Genomic DNA, 14,866 nt, shown 5'->3' with positions numbered 1-14,866 from the left:
GCCTCCGACTTGGCGCTGCTGCTGCACCGGATCGCGCCCGCCGCGGCGCTGGGCGGCCGGGCGCCGGCCGCCCGGCAGGCCCTCGACGCGGCCGGGCGGACGGCCCTCACCCCCGGCGCGGAGCCGCCCTGGCTCTACTGGCTCGACGACGCCGAGCTGGCCGCGATGACCGGCCGCACCCTGGTCGCGCTCGGTCGCCCCGGCCCGGCCGTGCCGCTGCTGCGCCCGGCGCGGCGTCCCGGCCGCCCCCGCAACGCGGCGGTCTACGGCGGCTGGCTGGCCCGCGGCCTGCTCCAGCTCGGCGAGGTGGAGCAGGCCTGCGCGGTGGCCGGGGAGGCGCTGCTCGACGCGGTCCGCACGGGGTCGGCGCGGGCCGCCACCCCGCTGGCCGAGCTGGGGCGCCGGCTGGCCGAGCACCACGCCGAGCCGGCGGTACGGCGCTACACCGCGCTGCTCGGCGAGGCCCGTCCGTTCCTGGCCCGGGCGCCGGCCCCCGCCCCGCCCCGGGCCACCCGGTCCCGGCCGACGGCCCGACGCGGTGCGGGCGCCCGACCGACCGGCCCGGTCACCCCGCACGGCGCGACGGGCACCGGGGCGGGCCGACCGCACACGACGCGCCGACCCGGTGGTGCCGCATGGCCTCCCGGGACCGGCTAGCGTCGTGGCGTGACCCACGCTGCTCCCGTCTCCCCCGTCGACCGCGCCGGCCTGCGTCAGCGGGTGGACAAGGCGCTGACCGAGTTTCTGGCCAACCAGCGCACCTGGATGACCGGCGTCGACGACGCGCTGGTGCCGGTCGCCGAGGCGATCGAGGCGTTCGTGCTCGGCGGCGGCAAGCGGCTGCGCCCGGCCTTCGCGTACTGGGGGTTCCGGGGCGCCGGCGGGGTGGACGCGGACCAGGTGGTCACCGCCCTGGCCGCCCTGGAGTTCGTCCAGGCCAGCGCCTTGATCCACGACGACCTGATGGACCGGTCGGACACCCGGCGGGGTGAGCCGGCGGTGCACCGGCGGTTCGCCGCCCGGCACCGGGCCGCCGGCTGGGGTGGGGACCCGGACGGGTTCGGCGACGCCGCCGCCCTGCTCCTCGGCGATCTCTGCCTGGTCTGGTCGGACGAGCTGCTGCACTCGTCCGGGCTGGATCCGCGTACGGTGGCCCGCGCCCGACCCGTCTTCGACGAGATGCGCACCGAGGTCACCGTCGGGCAGTACCTCGACGTGCTCACTCAGGCCACCGGCGACACCTCGGTGGAGCGGGCCAGCAAGGTGGCCCGGTACAAGTCGGCGAAGTACACCGTCGAGCGGCCGCTGCTGCTCGGCGCGGCGCTGGCCGACGCGTCGGCGGACGTCCGGACGGCGTACTCGGCGTACGGGCTGCCGCTGGGCGAGGCGTTCCAGCTCCGCGATGACGTGCTGGGGGTCTTCGGCGACCCGGCGCAGACGGGCAAGCCCGCCGGCGACGACCTGCGCGAGGGCAAGCGCACCTATCTGGTGGCGGCGGCCGTCGAGGCGACCGACGACGCCGGCCGGGAACTGCTGCTCGGCCGGCTGGGCGACCCCGAGCTGGACGAGGCCGGGGTGGCCCGGCTACGGGAGCTGATCAGCGGCAGCGGGGCGCTGGCCCGTACGGAGCAGCGCATCGTCACCCTCACCGATGCCGCGCTGGCCGCGCTGACCACCGTCGACCTCGACACCGAGGCCCGCCAGGCCCTGGTCGACCTGGCCATCGCCGCGACCCGCCGCGCCGACTGATCCCCCGGACCGCGACGTCTCGGTCGATCACGGATTGACGGCGGTCCGGTCCCGGAAACCGCCGCCAACCCCGTGATCGGCCGAGGAGGAGCGGGTCAGAAGCCGAGGGCCTGGGCGCGGCGCTTGACCTCGCGGGCGTGGTCGCCGCCGAGGGTGGCCGCCCCGGTGCCGCCGGAGAGGGTGTCGTCGCGCTCGTAGAGCCAGCGCAGCGCGGCCTCGTCGTCGTAGCCGGCGTCGGCGAGCAGGTTCAGCACGCCGGGCAGGTGCTTGAGCACCGTCTTGTTGGCCACCAGGTCGGCGGGGATCCGGCGGACGCCGTCGCGGCGGACGGCGATCAGCTCGCGGTCCCGGATCATCTGGTGGACCTTGCTGATCGACAAATCGAGCCGTTCGGCCACGTCGGGCAGGGTCAGCCAGTCGGCCGGGTCGGTCGGGCCGGCGAGGTCGGTGCCGGGGGCCTGGTCGGCGGGTACGGAATCGGTCACCCGCCCACCCTGCCACGTCGCCCCCGGACGGGTGCAGCGGCACCCCGGGTGGCCTGCGCGAGCGCGGCGGGACCGCCGGGATCGGGCCCCGGCTGTAGCATCCTGTTCAACCTTCACCCTCCGGACACATAGACTGCCTGCCGATGGACACACAGGTCGCCGACACGTTGCTGGGCTCGCTCCTCGACGGGCGCTACCGCATTCGCGGGCGCGTCGCCCGTGGCGGCATGGCGACCGTGTACACCGCCACCGACGAGCGCCTGGAGCGCACCGTGGCGGTCAAGATCATTCATCCGTCCCAGGCGCCCGAGGCCCGGTCCCGGCTGGCCGGGTTCGTGGACCGGTTCACCGACGAGGCCAAGACCATCGCCCGGCTGACCCACCCGAACGTGGTGGCGGTCTACGACCAGGGCACCCACGGCGGGCTGCCGTACCTGGTGATGGAGTACGTCCGGGGGCGCACCCTGCGCGACGTGCTGGCCGAGCGGCGCCGGCTCAACCCGGACGAGGCGCTCGCGATCATGGAGCAGATGCTCGCCGCGATCGGCGCCGCCCACCGGGCCGGGCTGGTCCACCGGGACGTCAAGCCGGAGAACGTGCTGGTCGCCGAGGCGCCCACCGGCGGCGCCGCCAACCTGGTCGACAGCGTGGTCAAGGTCGCCGACTTCGGGCTGGCCCGCGCGGTCGAGGCCAGCGCCGAGGACGCCGACGGCAACCAGCTGATGGCCACCGTGGCGTACGTGGCGCCGGAGCTGGTCACCGACGGGCACGCCGACCCGCGCACCGACGTCTACTCGGCCGGCATCGTGCTGTTCGAGATGCTCACCGGGCGGGTCCCGTACGACGGGGACCGGCCGGTGGACGTGGCCTGGCAGCACGTCGACCGGGACGTACCGGCCCCGTCGACCCTGGTGCCCGGCCTGCCCCGGGTCCTCGACGAGCTGGTCCGGCGGGCCACCCGGCGCGATCCCGGCGCCCGGCCCACCGACGCCGGCGCCCTGCTGGCCGAGGTGCAGGTGGCCCGGGACGACCTGGGCAACCCGAACACGCACACCGCCATGCTGGGCCGGGTGACCGACCAGGAGTCGGCGGTGTCCCAGCCGACCATGGTCGTCGCCGCCGTACGGCCGGCCGAGCGCCCGGCGTGGGCGCGCCTGCCCGAGGGGCAGCCGCAGCGGCCGCACCGGCGCCGGGCCGTCGCGGCCGGCGACCCGAAGGCCCGACTGGCCGAGCTGCGCGACCGGGTGACGGGCACTCCCCGGGGTCGACTCTCGGTGGCCGCCGTCGTGGTGGTGCTCGGGCTGCTCGCCGCCGTCGGCGGCTGGTGGGTCGGGGTGGGCCGCTACACGGTCGCCCCGCAGCTGGTGAGCATGACCAAGGCGCAGGCCCAGGCGCAGGCGGACCGGGGTGGCTTCGCCCTCGCCTACGCCCAGCCCCGCTACGACGAGAAGGTGCCCCGCGACGCGGTCGTCGCGCAGAGCCCGGCCTCGGCGGGCCGGATCCTCAAGGGCGGCACCATCACGCTCACCCTGTCGCTGGGGCCCGAGCGGTTCCCGCTGCCGGACGTGGTCGGCAAGGAGTTCGACCTGGCCGAGGCGGATCTGACCAGCGCGAAGCTGGTGGTCGCCAAGGGCGCCGCCCGCTACGACGACAACCTCCCGGCCGGGGTGGTGGTGGAGACCAACCCGAAGGCGGGCGCCCAGGTCCGCCCGGGCACCAAGGTCACCGTCGTGCTGAGCCGGGGCCGGGCGCCGATCACGGTGCCGAACCTGGTCGGCCGGAACATCAACGAGGCGCGGGCGACGCTGGCGCAGCTCGGGCTGGTGCCGGTGGAGACGTACAAGGACTCGGAGAAGCCGAAGGACGAGGTCCTCGGGCAGAGCCCGGCCGACGGCGCCGGGGTCGTGAAGGGCACCCAGGTCAAGCTCGACGTCAGCAAGGGCCCGGCCCAGGTGGTCGTGCCCCGGGTGATCGACCAGCCCTGCCCGCAGGCACAGCAGCAGTTGCAGGGCATGGGCTTCCCGGTGACCGTGCAGTTCAACCCGAACGGCATCGTCCGGTTCCAGAACCCGGGCGAGAACTCGCAGGTGCCGCCGGGCACCCCGGTCACGATCGGGTGCCTGTGAGCACGGTGGCGACGGGCCGGCCGGTCGGCTCGCACACCCCCACCTCGGGCGGTCTGGCGAAGGCGGCCCTGCCGTACCTGGACGCGGCCGGCGCCCGGGTGGTGCAGGTCTACGTCTCCAACTCGCGGGGCTGGGCGCTGCCGGCCGGTGACCCGACGCAGGACGGCCTCTTCCGCGACGGCTGCGCCGAGCGGGAGGTGCCGATCTTCATCCACGCGTCGCTGCTGGTCAACCTCGGTTCACCCACCGCGGCGACGGTCGAGCGGTCCGCGGAGACCCTCGCGCACGGGCTGCGCCGGGGTCGGGCGATCGGGGCTCGCGGGGTGGTCTTCCACGCCGGCAGCGCGGTCGACGCCGGGCACGCCGAGGCCGCCATGCGGCAGGTACGCGAGGCGTTGCTGCCGCTGCTGGACGAGACGCTGGCGGCGGGCGGCCCGATGCTGCTGGTCGAGCCGAGCGCGGGCGGGGGCCGGTCGCTGGCCTCCCGGGTCGAGCACCTGGGCCCGTACCTCGACGCGGTCGACCAGCACCCGGCGCTGGGGGTCTGCTTCGACACCTGCCATGCCTGGGCGGCCGGGCACGACCTGGCCGCCGAGGGCGGCATGACGGCGACCCTGGACACCCTCGTCGCCACGGTCGGGGCGGACCGGCTGCGGCTGGTGCACGCGAACGACTCGAAGGACCTGTGCGGCTCCACCCGGGACCGGCACGAGAACATCGGCAAGGGCAGCATCGGCGAGCCGGCGTTCGCCGAGCTGATGGCCCATCCGGCCACCGCCGGGGTTCCGATCGTGGTGGAGACCCCGACGGAGAAGCACGAAGGTCACGCCACCGACATCGCCACCCTCAACCGCCTCCACCCCTGACCCACCCCCACCCCCGGCCCCGCCCCGGACCGCCGAGCCCTCGTTGATCAAGAAGTTTGCGTCCGGATTCCGGCTGCGGAGGACACAAACTTCTTGATCAACTCGCCGAGGGGGGGTGGTCAGGTGCGGAGGAGGTGGGTGAGGGTTTCGGCGGCGCGAGTGATGGCGTCGTCGGTCACGTCCAGGTGGGTGACCAGGCGGGCGGTATGCGGGCCGAGCACCGAGATCAGCACGCCTTCGGCACGGGCCGCCGCGGCCAACGCCTTCGCGTCGAGCGGGTGCTTGGTCAGGTCGAGCGGGACGATGTTCGTCCGCACCCCGGTGGCGAGCACCCCAAACGGGGCGACCGCCTCGGCCAGCCGGGCCGCCTTGGCGTGGTCCTCGGCGAGCCGCCCGACGTGGTGGGCGAGGGCGTACCGGCCGGCGGCGGCGAGGACACCGACCTGGCGCATGCCGCCGCCCATCCGTTTGCGGACGAAGCGGGCCCGCGCGATCTTCTCGGCGCTGCCGACCACCAGCGAGCCGACCGGGGCGCCGAGGCCCTTGGAGAGGCAGACCGACAGGGTGTCGAAGAGCCGCCCGTACTCGATCAGCGGCACCCCTTCGGCGACGTGCGCGTGCCAGATCCGGGCGCCGTCGCAGTGCAGGGCGAGGCCGTTGTCGTCGGCGACCCGGCGCAGGTCCCGCAGGGTCGCCAGCGGGATCACCCCACCGCCGCCGCGGTTGTGGGTCTGCTCGACCGCGATCGCCCGGGTCGGCACGGCGAAGTAGCCGTCGGGCCGGACCATGCCGGCGACCACGTCCGGGTCGACCTCCGCGCCCACCGCCGGCCAGGTCCGCGAGGAGATGCCGCCGTACGCGGCCGCCGCGCCGATCTCGTACGTGACGACGTGCGCGTCGGCGTCGCAGAGCAGTTCGTCACCGGGCGGCACGACGAGCTGAAGGGCGATCTGGTTGGCCATCGAGCCGGTCGGGGCGAAGAGCGCCGCCTCGTGCCCGAAGAGGGCGGCGACCTCGGCCTCCAGCGCGGCGACGGTGGGGTCCTCGCCGTAGACGTCGTCGCCCACCTCGGCGGTGGCCATGGCCTCGCGCATCCCGGCGGTGGGCCGGGTCACGGTGTCGGATCGCAGGTCGATGAGGTCAGCCACGATCATCCTTTCGGCTGCCGAGTGCGGGGCTCGCAAGCTCACTCCTCGCGTCAGCCACGGAGCATCTCCGCCACCAGGAAGGCCAGCTCCAGCGACTGCTGGGTGTTCAGTCGCGGGTCGCAGGCGGTCTCGTACCGATCGGGCAGGTCGAGGTCCTCGATGCCCTGGGCGCCGCCGAGGCACTCGGTGACGTCCTCGCCGGTCAGCTCGACGTGCAGGCCGCCCGGGTGAGTCTCCAGGCCGCGGTGCACCTCGAAGTAGCCGAGCACCTCGTCGACGATCCGGTCGAAGTGCCGGGTCTTGTAGCCGTTGGAGGACTCGTGGGTGTTGCCGTGCATCGGGTCGCACTGCCAGACCACCTTGGCGCCGGCCGCGGTGACCTTGGCGACGATCGGGGGCAGCGCGTCGCGCACCTTGTGGTTGCCCATCCGGCTGATCAGGGTGAGCCGGCCGGGGATGTTCTCCGGGTTGAGCTTCTCGCAGAGCTCGATCGCCTCGTCCGGGGTGGTGGTCGGGCCGAGCTTGACCCCGATCGGGTTGGCGATCCGGGAGATGAAGTCGATGTGCGCGCCGTCGATCTGCCGGGTGCGCTCGCCGATCCAGAGGAAGTGCCCGGAGAGGCCGTAGGCCTGCCGGCCGGAGACCCGGGTGAGCGCCCGGTCGTACTCCAGGGCCAGCGCCTCGTGCGAGCAGTAGAGGGTGACCGTCCGCAGGGCCTCCTCCTCGGTCATCCCGCAGGCCCGGATGAAGGCCAGCGCCCGGTCGATCTCCCGGGCGATCGCCTCGTAGCGCTCGCCGGCCGGAGAGTTCTTGACGAAGCCCTTGTTCCAGTCGTGCACCGCGTGCAGGTCGGCCAGGCCACCGCCGAGGTACGCGCGGAGCATGTTCATCGCGGCGGCCGAGTTCGCGTACGCCCGGATCATGCGCTGCGGGTCGGCGACCCGCGCCTCCGGCGTGGTGTCCAGCCCGTTGATCATGTCGCCGCGGTAGGCCGGCAGGCCGCGCGCGTCGGTCGGCAGCGAGCGGGGCTTGGTGTACTGCCCGGCGACCCGGGCGACCTTGACCACCGGCAGCGAGGCGCCGTAGGTGAGCACGATCGCCATCTGGAGCAGGGTGCGGGCGTTGGCGAGCAGGTGGCTCTCGGTGTTGTCGGCGAAGGTCTCCGCGCAGTCGCCGCCCTGGAGCAGGAACGCCTTGCCCTCGCAGACGAGCGCGAGCTTCTGCCGGAGCTGGTCCACCTCGTAGGGCGCGACCACCGACGGGACGGTGTCGAGCACCTTGCAGACCTCGGCGACCGCGGCCGGGTCGGACCACGGCGGGGTCTGCGCCCGGGGCAGGTCCCGCCATCGGTCCAGGCCGAGGGCGGCGTCCTCGGCGGAGTCGACGGTGGGTCGGCTGGTCTGCAGCCCGGGGCTGCTCACGGCGGGGTAGCTCAGCTGATGCCACTCATGGCGCATGGGAGAAAGCGTACGGCGACGGCCGGGGTGGCCAGGCGGCGAGGGTGCGGGTTCCGGAAGATGGGAGGGTCAGGGGGTGACGGCCGGGGCGGGGGTGTGCCCGCCCGGGGTCTCGCCCGAGATGCACCAGTCGGCCCCGCCCCGGGTGACCGTGAACAGCAGCGCCCGGGAGATCTCCTTCGACCCCACCGTGACGGTGATGGAGGTACTGACCTCCTGGCCGCGGGGGCCGGTACGCACGTCGGTGATGGCCGCCCTCGGCACGGTGAAGTGGTCGGCGAAGTCGCCGTTGGGGCCGGTGGCCGCCGCGTCGAAGGCCTCGTGCATGGGCGCGCAGAGCTGGCTGCGGCCGGCGTCGACGTCCTTGGCGGACATCGCGTCGAGGTAGGCCTGCACCCGCTCGCGGGACTTGGCGGCGGCCTCCTCGGCGGGGGCCCGGGGGGTCGCCGTGACGCCGCCGGTGTCCTCGTCGTCGCCGCCGATGCCGCAGCCGAGCAGGGTGAGCGGCAGGAACGCGAGGGCGGTGACGCCGCCGGCCCACCTGCGCTGCGTCGGGCCCATGAGGTCCTCCCCCGGGGGTGCGGTCTCGACAGATGCCGAGCGGCGAGTCTGTCACATCGACGCACTTGCATGGCAGGCCGTCGTGCCGGAAACTTTCAGTTAACACTCTTAACTGTTGGGAGGAACGATGGAGCGACGACGACGTCTCGCCCTGACCGTCGGCGCGATCGGGGGCGTCCCCGTGCTGGCCTCGCTGGCACTGATGGGCGCCGCCGGGGCGCACGGCTCGATGCAGTCCCCGGTCAGCCGCACGTACGCCTGCTTCCTGGAGGGACCGGAGTCGCCCGACTCGGCCGCCTGCCGTGCGGCGGTCGCGGCCGGCGGCACCCAGGCCCTCTACGACTGGAACGAGATCAACATCGCCGACGCCGCCGGCCGACACCGTCAGCTCATCCCGGACGGGCGGCTGTGCAGCGCCAACCGGGACAAGTACCGCGGCTTCGACCTGGCCCGGGCGGACTGGCCGGCCACCGCGCTGCCCTCCGGCGGCAGTTGGACCTTCGCCTACCGGGCCACCGCGCCGCACCGCGGCACCTTCGAGCTGTACGTCACCCGGGCCGGCTACGACCCCGGCCAGCCGCTGCGCTGGGCGGACTTGGAGCTGTTCCACACCACCACCGACCCGGCGCTGACCGACGGGGCGTACCGGATGACCGCGCGGCTGCCGCAGCGTACCGGCCGGCACCTGGTCTACTCGATCTGGCAGCGCTCGGACAGCCCGGAGGCCTTCTACACCTGCTCGGACGTGACGTTCGGCGGCACCACCCCGACCACCACCGCGCCCCCGCCGACCACCACGGCGCCGCCGACCACTCCCCCACCCAGCACGCCACCGCCCACGACCACCCCCACCGGAACCCCGCCGCCGACCGCCCCACCGGCCTGGCAGCCGGGCACGGCGTACCCGGTCGGCGCGCTGGTGTCGTACGCCGGCCGCACCTGGCAGTGCCGCCAGGCGCACACCTCGCTCACCGGGTGGGAGCCGCCCAACGTCCCCGCCCTCTGGCTCGCCGGCTGACCCTCCGCCCCACCGGTCGCGCCGGCCCCGGCGCGCCTGCCCGCCGAGGGGAGGCGCGCCGGGGCGGAGGCTCGACACGCTGCGCCGGCGGTCCGTTCCGTGCGGCACCCGCCGCCGAGCGGCATCGCGGCGGGCTGGCTAGTCTGCCGTGGACGGCGGACCGACCGCCGGCGAACAGGGGGTGCCGACCATCCTTCCCGTGTCCTCGGTAGACACCGGCTGGCTGGCACCGGCGGAACGGTTCGACTTCTGGCAGGACCTCGTCGCCCGGCAGTCCGCCGCGGCCCGGATCGACAGCGACCACGCCGCCGACTTCACCGCCTCGGCGCGGGTGGTCGAGCTGGGCATGGTCCGCCTCGGCGTCTGGCAGTACCCGTCGCTACGGATGACCCGAACCTCGGCAATGATCCGCAGCACCGACCCCGAGCTGTACCAGCTCGCCCTGCCGCTCACCGGGCACGGCGGGATGTCCCAGGAGCGACGCGAGGGGCCGCTCGACCCGTCCGGGTTCGCCTTCGTCGACACCGTCCGCCCGCACGGCTCGACGCACCGCCCCGGCCCGGCCGGCGGCCCGGTACGCACCCTCACCGCACTGGTGCCGCATGGCGCGCTGCCGCTGCCCACCCGCCGGGTCGAGGCGCTGCTGGCCGCGGAGATCCCGTCCGGCACCGGGATGGGGCTGCTGCTGGCCCGCTTCCTGCGCCAGGTCGTCGAGGACCCCGGGCAGTACGCCCCGGCGGACGCCCCGCACCTGGAGCGGGTGACCCTGGACCTGATCGCCGGCACTCTGGCCGGACAGCTGGGGCTGAACCCGGAACTGCCCGCCGAGGTACGGGCCACCGGGCTGCGGACCAGGATCGAGGCGTTCGTCCAACGGCACCTCGCCGAGCCCGAGCTGACTCCGGCCGCCGTGGCTGCGGCCCACCACCTGTCGGTGCGCTCGCTGCACCGGTTGTTCGAGGGCACCGGCACCACCGCCGCCGCGCTGATCCGCACCCGCCGGCTGGAGCGCTGCTCCCGGGACCTGGCCGATCCCGCCCTGGCCCGGCTGAGCGTGCACGAGGTCGCGGCGCGCTGCGGTTTCCGGGACCGGGCCCACTTCAGCCGGGCGTTCCGGGCCGCGTACGGCCTCTCGCCCAGCGAGCACCGGGACCGGGCCGGCAGGCGCTGACCGGGGCGGGACGGACGAGCGGGCGGGGAGGGACCGGTGCGTGGTCCCTCCCCGCCGGGTGGGTGGTGCGTCGGCGCTCGGCTCAGCCGAGTCCGCCCTTGATGGCGCCGATCAGCTCGCCGTTGCTCGTGTCACCGGAGAGCTCCCAGAAGAAGGCGCCACCGAGGCCCTGGTTCTTCGCGTACGTCATCTTGCCGCCGATGGTGGACGGGGTGTCGTAGCTCCACCAGTTGCTGCCGCACAGCGCGTACGCGGTGCCGGCGATCGTGCTGGTGGCCGGGCAGGTGTTCTTGAGGACCTTGTAGTCCTCGATGCCCGCCTCGTAGGTGCCCGGCGCCGCGCCGGTGGCGCTGCCGCCGGGAGCGGCCTGGGTGACCCCGGTCCAGCCCCGGCCGTAGAAGCCGATGCCCAGCAGCAGCTTGCTGGCCGGGATGCCCTTGCTCTTGAGCTTCTGGATCGCCGCGTCCGAGTTGAAGCCCTGCTGCGGGATGCCGGTGTACGAGGTGAGCGGGGAGTGCGGGGCGGTGGGGCCCTGCGCGTTGAAGGCACCGAAGTAGTCGTACGTCATCGGCATCAGCCAGCTCAGGTACGGCGCCGCGCCCGCGTAGTCGGTGGCGTCGATCTTGCCGCCGCTGCTGCCGTCCGCGGTGATCGCGGCGGTGACCAGGGCGGCGGAGCCGAACTTGGTGCGCAGCGCGCTGACCACGTTCTTGAAGGCGTTCGGGCCGCTGGCGTCGCACTGGAGGCCGCAGGCGTTCGGGTACTCCCAGTCGACGTCGATGCCGTCGAAGACGTCCGCCCAGCGCGGGTCCTCGACGAGGCTGTAGCAGCTGTCGGCGAAGGCGGCCGGGTTCTGCGCGGCCTGGGTGAAGCCGCCGGACCAGGTCCAGCCGCCGAAGGACCAGATCACCTTCAGGTGCGGGTACATCTTCTTGAGCTTGCGCAGCTGGTTGAAGCTGCCGCGCAACGGCTGGTCCCAGGTGTCGGCGACCCCGTCCACGCTCTCCGCGGCGGTGTACGCCTTGTCGTAGTCGGCGTAGCTGTCGCCGATGGCGCAGCGGCCGCCGGTGGTGTTGCCGAAGGCGTACAGGATGTGGGTGAGCTTGGCCGCGGACCCGCTGGTGGCGATGTTCTTGACGTGGTAGTTGCGGCCGTAGACGCCCCACTCGGCGAAGTAGCCGACCACCTTGCGGTCGCCGCTGGGCGGGGGCGCGGTCGGCGAGACCGTCGGGGACGTCGTCGGCGAGGCGGTGGGCGACGCGGTCGGCGAGGTCGTCGGGGACACGGTCGGCGAAGCCGTGGGCGAGGTGGTCGGGGTGCCGCCGCCGCACGGCGCGCCGTTGACGGTGCAGTTCAGCGGCCCCTTCCACGGGCCGGTGCCGTTGTAGCCCCAGCTGAAGCTGGCTCCGGGGGCGAGCGGGCCGGCCCAGCTCTTCTTGACCGCCACGTAGTGGTTGCCGCTGCTGGTGACGTCGGCGTCCCAGGCGCTGCTGATGGTGGTGCCCGACGGCAGGTCGAACTCGATGCGCCAGGTGTCCACGCTGGCGCTGGTGCCGTTGGCGACGGTCACCCGGGTCTCGTGTCCGGTACCCCAGTCCTGGACCTTGGCGAAGGTGGCGGTGACACTGCCGGCGCCGAACGCCGAGGTCACCGGTACCGCCGCGACGGTCACCGCGAGCACGGCGCCGGCCCAGAGGGCGCGGCGGAGCGATCTCTTCATGTGGCGCCTCCCCTAACAGTTAGGAAACTTTCCAGAAGGATGGGGAGACGCTACTCACGCTGTCATCACTTAGTCAAGATGTGCATGTGTCGATTTCCTCAGGGCACCCCGGCGGGTCGTCCCGGGCGCGTAGCCTCGCGGCATGACCGTCTTCGACATCGAGATCGACGCGCTGGCCGGCGGCCCGGCCGACCTGGCCGCCTACCGGGGCAAGGCACTGCTGGTGGTGAACGTGGCCTCCCGCTGCGGCCTCACCCCGCAGTACGCCGGCCTCCAGGAGCTGTACACCGACTACGCCGACCGCGGCCTGGTGGTGCTCGGGGTGCCGTGCAACCAGTTCGCCGGGCAGGAGCCGGGCACGGCCGACGAGATCGGCGAGTTCTGCCAGGTGAACTACGGGGTGACCTTCCCGCTGACCGAGAAGGTCGACGTGAACGGCGCGGCCCGGCACCCGCTCTACGCCGAGCTGGTGTCCACCCCGGACGGCGAGGGGCACACCGGCGACGTGCGGTGGAACTTCGAGAAGTTCCTCGTCGCGCCGGACGGCACGGTGGCCGCCCGGTTCGCGCCGACGGTCACCCCGGACTCCGCCGAGCTGCGCGCCGCGATCGAGAAGGTGCTGCCGGCCTGATCCCCGCCCGCCGGGCGAGCCGTTCCCGCCCGGCGAGCAAGGCCTCGGCGGGTACGACACGGACGAGCCCGGGGCGGTCACCCGCCCCGGGCTCGTCGGCTGCGCGGCCGGCCGGCGTCTCGTCGAACGGGCCGCCCGCGTCGTCGAGCGACCCCGCGGCGGACCGGCCACCCCGGGGTCGCCCGGACCGGTCAGCCCGCCGTCGAGCGGAAGACCGGGTAGTAGCCGCCGGACTGGCCGGCCGCCGTCGGGTGGTACGAGATGCCGATGTTGGTGTAGTTCAACGCGTGCAGCCACTTGTCGCCGTAGCTGCACAACTGATGGCCGACGAAGATCGACCGCACGTCGGCGAAGGTGAACCCGGCCGCGGTGGCCGCGCTGCGGGTGATGTCGTCCACCAGGTTGATGCCTTCGTTGATCTTCGCCCGGGAGGTGGCGCTGAGTCCGACGCAGAAGGTGCCGAGCTGGTAGAAGACCGGGTAGCCGACCACCACCACCCGGGCCGAGGGGGATCGGGTCCGGATGCCGTTGTAGACGGTCGAGAGCAGGCTGGCCAACTGCGCGCGTGCCTTGTCCTCGGCCGCCTGGACGGACGCCACGCACTGCGTCTCGCCGTAGAGCACGCAGGTGGTCATGATGCTGGAGAAGCCGACGTCGTTGCCGCCCACGGTGATGCTGACCAGCGTGGTGGTGGAGGAGAGCGCGGAGAGCTGGCTGTTGCTGACGTCCACGGTGGTCGCCCCGGAACAGGCGACCGAGCGGTAGGAGGCGGGCTGAACGTTGGTCGCGTACAGCGCCGGGTAGGCGCTTGTGCTGCGCTGGCAGGAACCGCTCTCGGTGGTGTAGTTGCCGGCGCCGACGCCGGAGGCGTACGAGTCGCCGAGGGCGACGTACCGGTCGGTGGGGGACGCCTGGGCGGGTGCCCCGAGGCCGAGGGTGGCGCCGAGGGTTGCCGCGAGGCTCACGGCGAGGGTGGCAAGACGGGATCTCCGCACGTCGCACTCCTGGGGGTGGGAAGTGGTGGTGAGAGATAGATATCACTGAATACTGTATTTAGGGAACATCATCGATGGATCACAGGGGTGGGTAGGGGTTCATCGACGGGAAACATGCCGAATAACCAAGCGCAACGGTCGGGAATACGGCCCGGGCGGGGCTGGTTGGTGCCGGACATGACAACTGTGGGACTCATCGGCAGCGGCAACATCGGCGGCACCGTGGCCCGACTGGCGGTCGCCGCCGGTCACGACGTGGTGCTCAGCAACTCACGCGGCCCGGAGACGCTCAAGGAACTGGTGGACGAGCTCGGCCCGCGGGCCCGGGCGGCCACGGCGGCCGAAGCGGCGACGGAGGGGGACCTGGTCGTGATCACCATCCCGCTGCGGGCCTACCGCGAGGTGCCGGTCGCGTCGCTCGCCGGCAAGATCGTCATCGACACGAACAACTACTACCCGGACCGCGACGGCAGCTTCCCGGAGCTGGACGACGAGTCGACCACCACCAGCGAGCTGCTCCAGCGGCACCTGCCGGAGTCGCACGTGGTCAAGGGCTTCAACAACATCTACTTCAAGCACCTGCTCGCCCTGGCCCGCCCGGCCGGCGCCGCGGACCGGACGGCGCTGCCGATCGCCGGGGACGACGCCGACGCCAAGCGGACCGTCACCGCGTTCCTCGACTCGCTCGGCTACGACGCGGTCGACGCCGGCCCGCTCGCCGAGGGCTGGCGGTTCCAGCGGGACACCACCGCGTACGCCGCCCTCTACTCGGCCGACCCGGCCAACGACTGGGAGCGGCCGGCTCCGGCCGACGCCGAGAAGCTGCGCGCCGCGCTGGCCGCCGCCCGCCGGTACGCCGACAGCTGACCGCCGATCCGCCGGCCATGCCGTCGGCGCGCGTCAGATGGCGCGGCCGGGCCGCCCGGCCCGGCCGCGTCG

The 14,866-nt window shown here is 73.7% G+C and carries 13 protein-coding genes and 1 pseudogene; 8 read left to right on the top strand and 6 right to left on the bottom strand.

Annotation, left to right across the window (positions count from 1 at the left end):
- Both V6U81_RS17270 and V6U81_RS17265 read left to right on the top strand, forming a co-directional pair.
- Positions 1 to 657: pseudogene (locus tag V6U81_RS17270) on the top strand (hypothetical protein); the annotation flags it as partial.
- A gap of 9 nt (positions 658 to 666) precedes the next feature.
- Positions 667 to 1,749: a polyprenyl synthetase family protein gene (locus V6U81_RS17265; RefSeq protein WP_334490592.1), complete on the top strand. Its 1,083-nt coding sequence runs from the start codon at positions 667 to 669 to the stop codon at positions 1,747 to 1,749.
- Positions 1,750 to 1,844: 95 nt separating this feature from the next.
- Here V6U81_RS17265 and V6U81_RS17260 read toward each other — a convergent pair whose 3' ends face one another.
- Complete coding sequence (locus V6U81_RS17260; protein WP_334490590.1) at positions 1,845 to 2,234, bottom strand: Rv2175c family DNA-binding protein; 390 nt, start codon at positions 2,232 to 2,234, stop codon at positions 1,845 to 1,847.
- A 143-nt stretch (positions 2,235 to 2,377) separates the two neighbouring features.
- Between V6U81_RS17260 and pknB the strand changes: the two genes are divergently transcribed.
- Positions 2,378 to 4,360, top strand: coding sequence for a Stk1 family PASTA domain-containing Ser/Thr kinase (gene pknB, locus V6U81_RS17255; RefSeq protein ID WP_334490588.1), 1,983 nt, complete (start codon positions 2,378 to 2,380; stop codon positions 4,358 to 4,360).
- Positions 4,361 to 4,365: 5 nt separating this feature from the next.
- Positions 4,366 to 5,226, top strand: coding sequence for a deoxyribonuclease IV (locus tag V6U81_RS17250; protein ID WP_334490602.1), 861 nt, complete (start codon positions 4,366 to 4,368; stop codon positions 5,224 to 5,226).
- Positions 5,227 to 5,345: 119 nt separating this feature from the next.
- Here the strand turns inward: V6U81_RS17250 and V6U81_RS17245 are convergent, their stop codons facing one another.
- From V6U81_RS17245 to V6U81_RS17235, 3 genes are all read right to left on the bottom strand, one after another.
- Positions 5,346 to 6,320, bottom strand: a complete 975-nt coding sequence (locus V6U81_RS17245) for a threonine aldolase family protein (RefSeq protein ID WP_420884039.1) — start codon at positions 6,318 to 6,320, stop codon at positions 5,346 to 5,348.
- Between the two features lie 104 nt (positions 6,321 to 6,424).
- A complete protein-coding gene (locus V6U81_RS17240; protein WP_334490584.1) occupies positions 6,425 to 7,831 on the bottom strand; it encodes a class II 3-deoxy-7-phosphoheptulonate synthase in 1,407 nt (468 codons plus the stop codon).
- Positions 7,832 to 7,900: 69 nt separating this feature from the next.
- Entirely contained in the window at positions 7,901 to 8,392 is a 492-nt protein-coding gene (locus V6U81_RS17235) for a hypothetical protein (RefSeq protein ID WP_334490582.1), read from the bottom strand.
- A 127-nt stretch (positions 8,393 to 8,519) separates the two neighbouring features.
- Between V6U81_RS17235 and V6U81_RS17230 the strand changes: the two genes are divergently transcribed.
- Positions 8,520 to 9,410 carry a lytic polysaccharide monooxygenase gene (locus V6U81_RS17230; RefSeq protein WP_334490580.1) on the top strand — a complete coding sequence of 297 codons (891 nt, stop codon included), beginning with the start codon at positions 8,520 to 8,522 and terminating at the stop codon, positions 9,408 to 9,410.
- 199 nt (positions 9,411 to 9,609) lie between these two features.
- Positions 9,610 to 10,581, top strand: a complete 972-nt coding sequence (locus tag V6U81_RS17225; protein ID WP_334490578.1) for an AraC-like ligand-binding domain-containing protein — start codon at positions 9,610 to 9,612, stop codon at positions 10,579 to 10,581.
- Positions 10,582 to 10,663: 82 nt separating this feature from the next.
- On the opposite strand, the gene V6U81_RS17220 is transcribed toward V6U81_RS17225, so the two are convergent.
- Positions 10,664 to 12,301: a glycosyl hydrolase family 18 protein gene (locus tag V6U81_RS17220; protein ID WP_334490576.1), complete on the bottom strand. Its 1,638-nt coding sequence runs from the start codon at positions 12,299 to 12,301 to the stop codon at positions 10,664 to 10,666.
- A 142-nt stretch (positions 12,302 to 12,443) separates the two neighbouring features.
- On the opposite strand from V6U81_RS17220, the gene V6U81_RS17215 reads away from it, so the two are divergent.
- Positions 12,444 to 12,932: a glutathione peroxidase gene (locus tag V6U81_RS17215; protein WP_334490574.1), complete on the top strand. Its 489-nt coding sequence runs from the start codon at positions 12,444 to 12,446 to the stop codon at positions 12,930 to 12,932.
- A gap of 191 nt (positions 12,933 to 13,123) precedes the next feature.
- Here the strand turns inward: V6U81_RS17215 and V6U81_RS17210 are convergent, their stop codons facing one another.
- On the bottom strand, positions 13,124 to 13,927 hold the full coding sequence (locus V6U81_RS17210; RefSeq protein WP_334490572.1) for an SGNH/GDSL hydrolase family protein: 804 nt from the start codon (positions 13,925 to 13,927) through the stop codon (positions 13,124 to 13,126).
- A 177-nt stretch (positions 13,928 to 14,104) separates the two neighbouring features.
- Here V6U81_RS17210 and V6U81_RS17205 point away from each other — a divergent pair, with 177 nt between their 5' ends.
- Positions 14,105 to 14,794: an NADPH-dependent F420 reductase gene (locus tag V6U81_RS17205; RefSeq protein WP_334490570.1), complete on the top strand. Its 690-nt coding sequence runs from the start codon at positions 14,105 to 14,107 to the stop codon at positions 14,792 to 14,794.
- Positions 14,795 to 14,866: the final 72 nt, after the last annotated feature.

It is taken from the genome of Micromonospora lacuserhaii (assembly GCF_036902735.1).
In the GTDB taxonomy this organism is placed as follows: Bacteria; Actinomycetota; Actinomycetes; order Mycobacteriales; family Micromonosporaceae; genus Micromonospora.
Note: the sequence above shows the minus strand (reverse complement) of the source record. Positions and strands in the feature narration are given on the sequence as shown.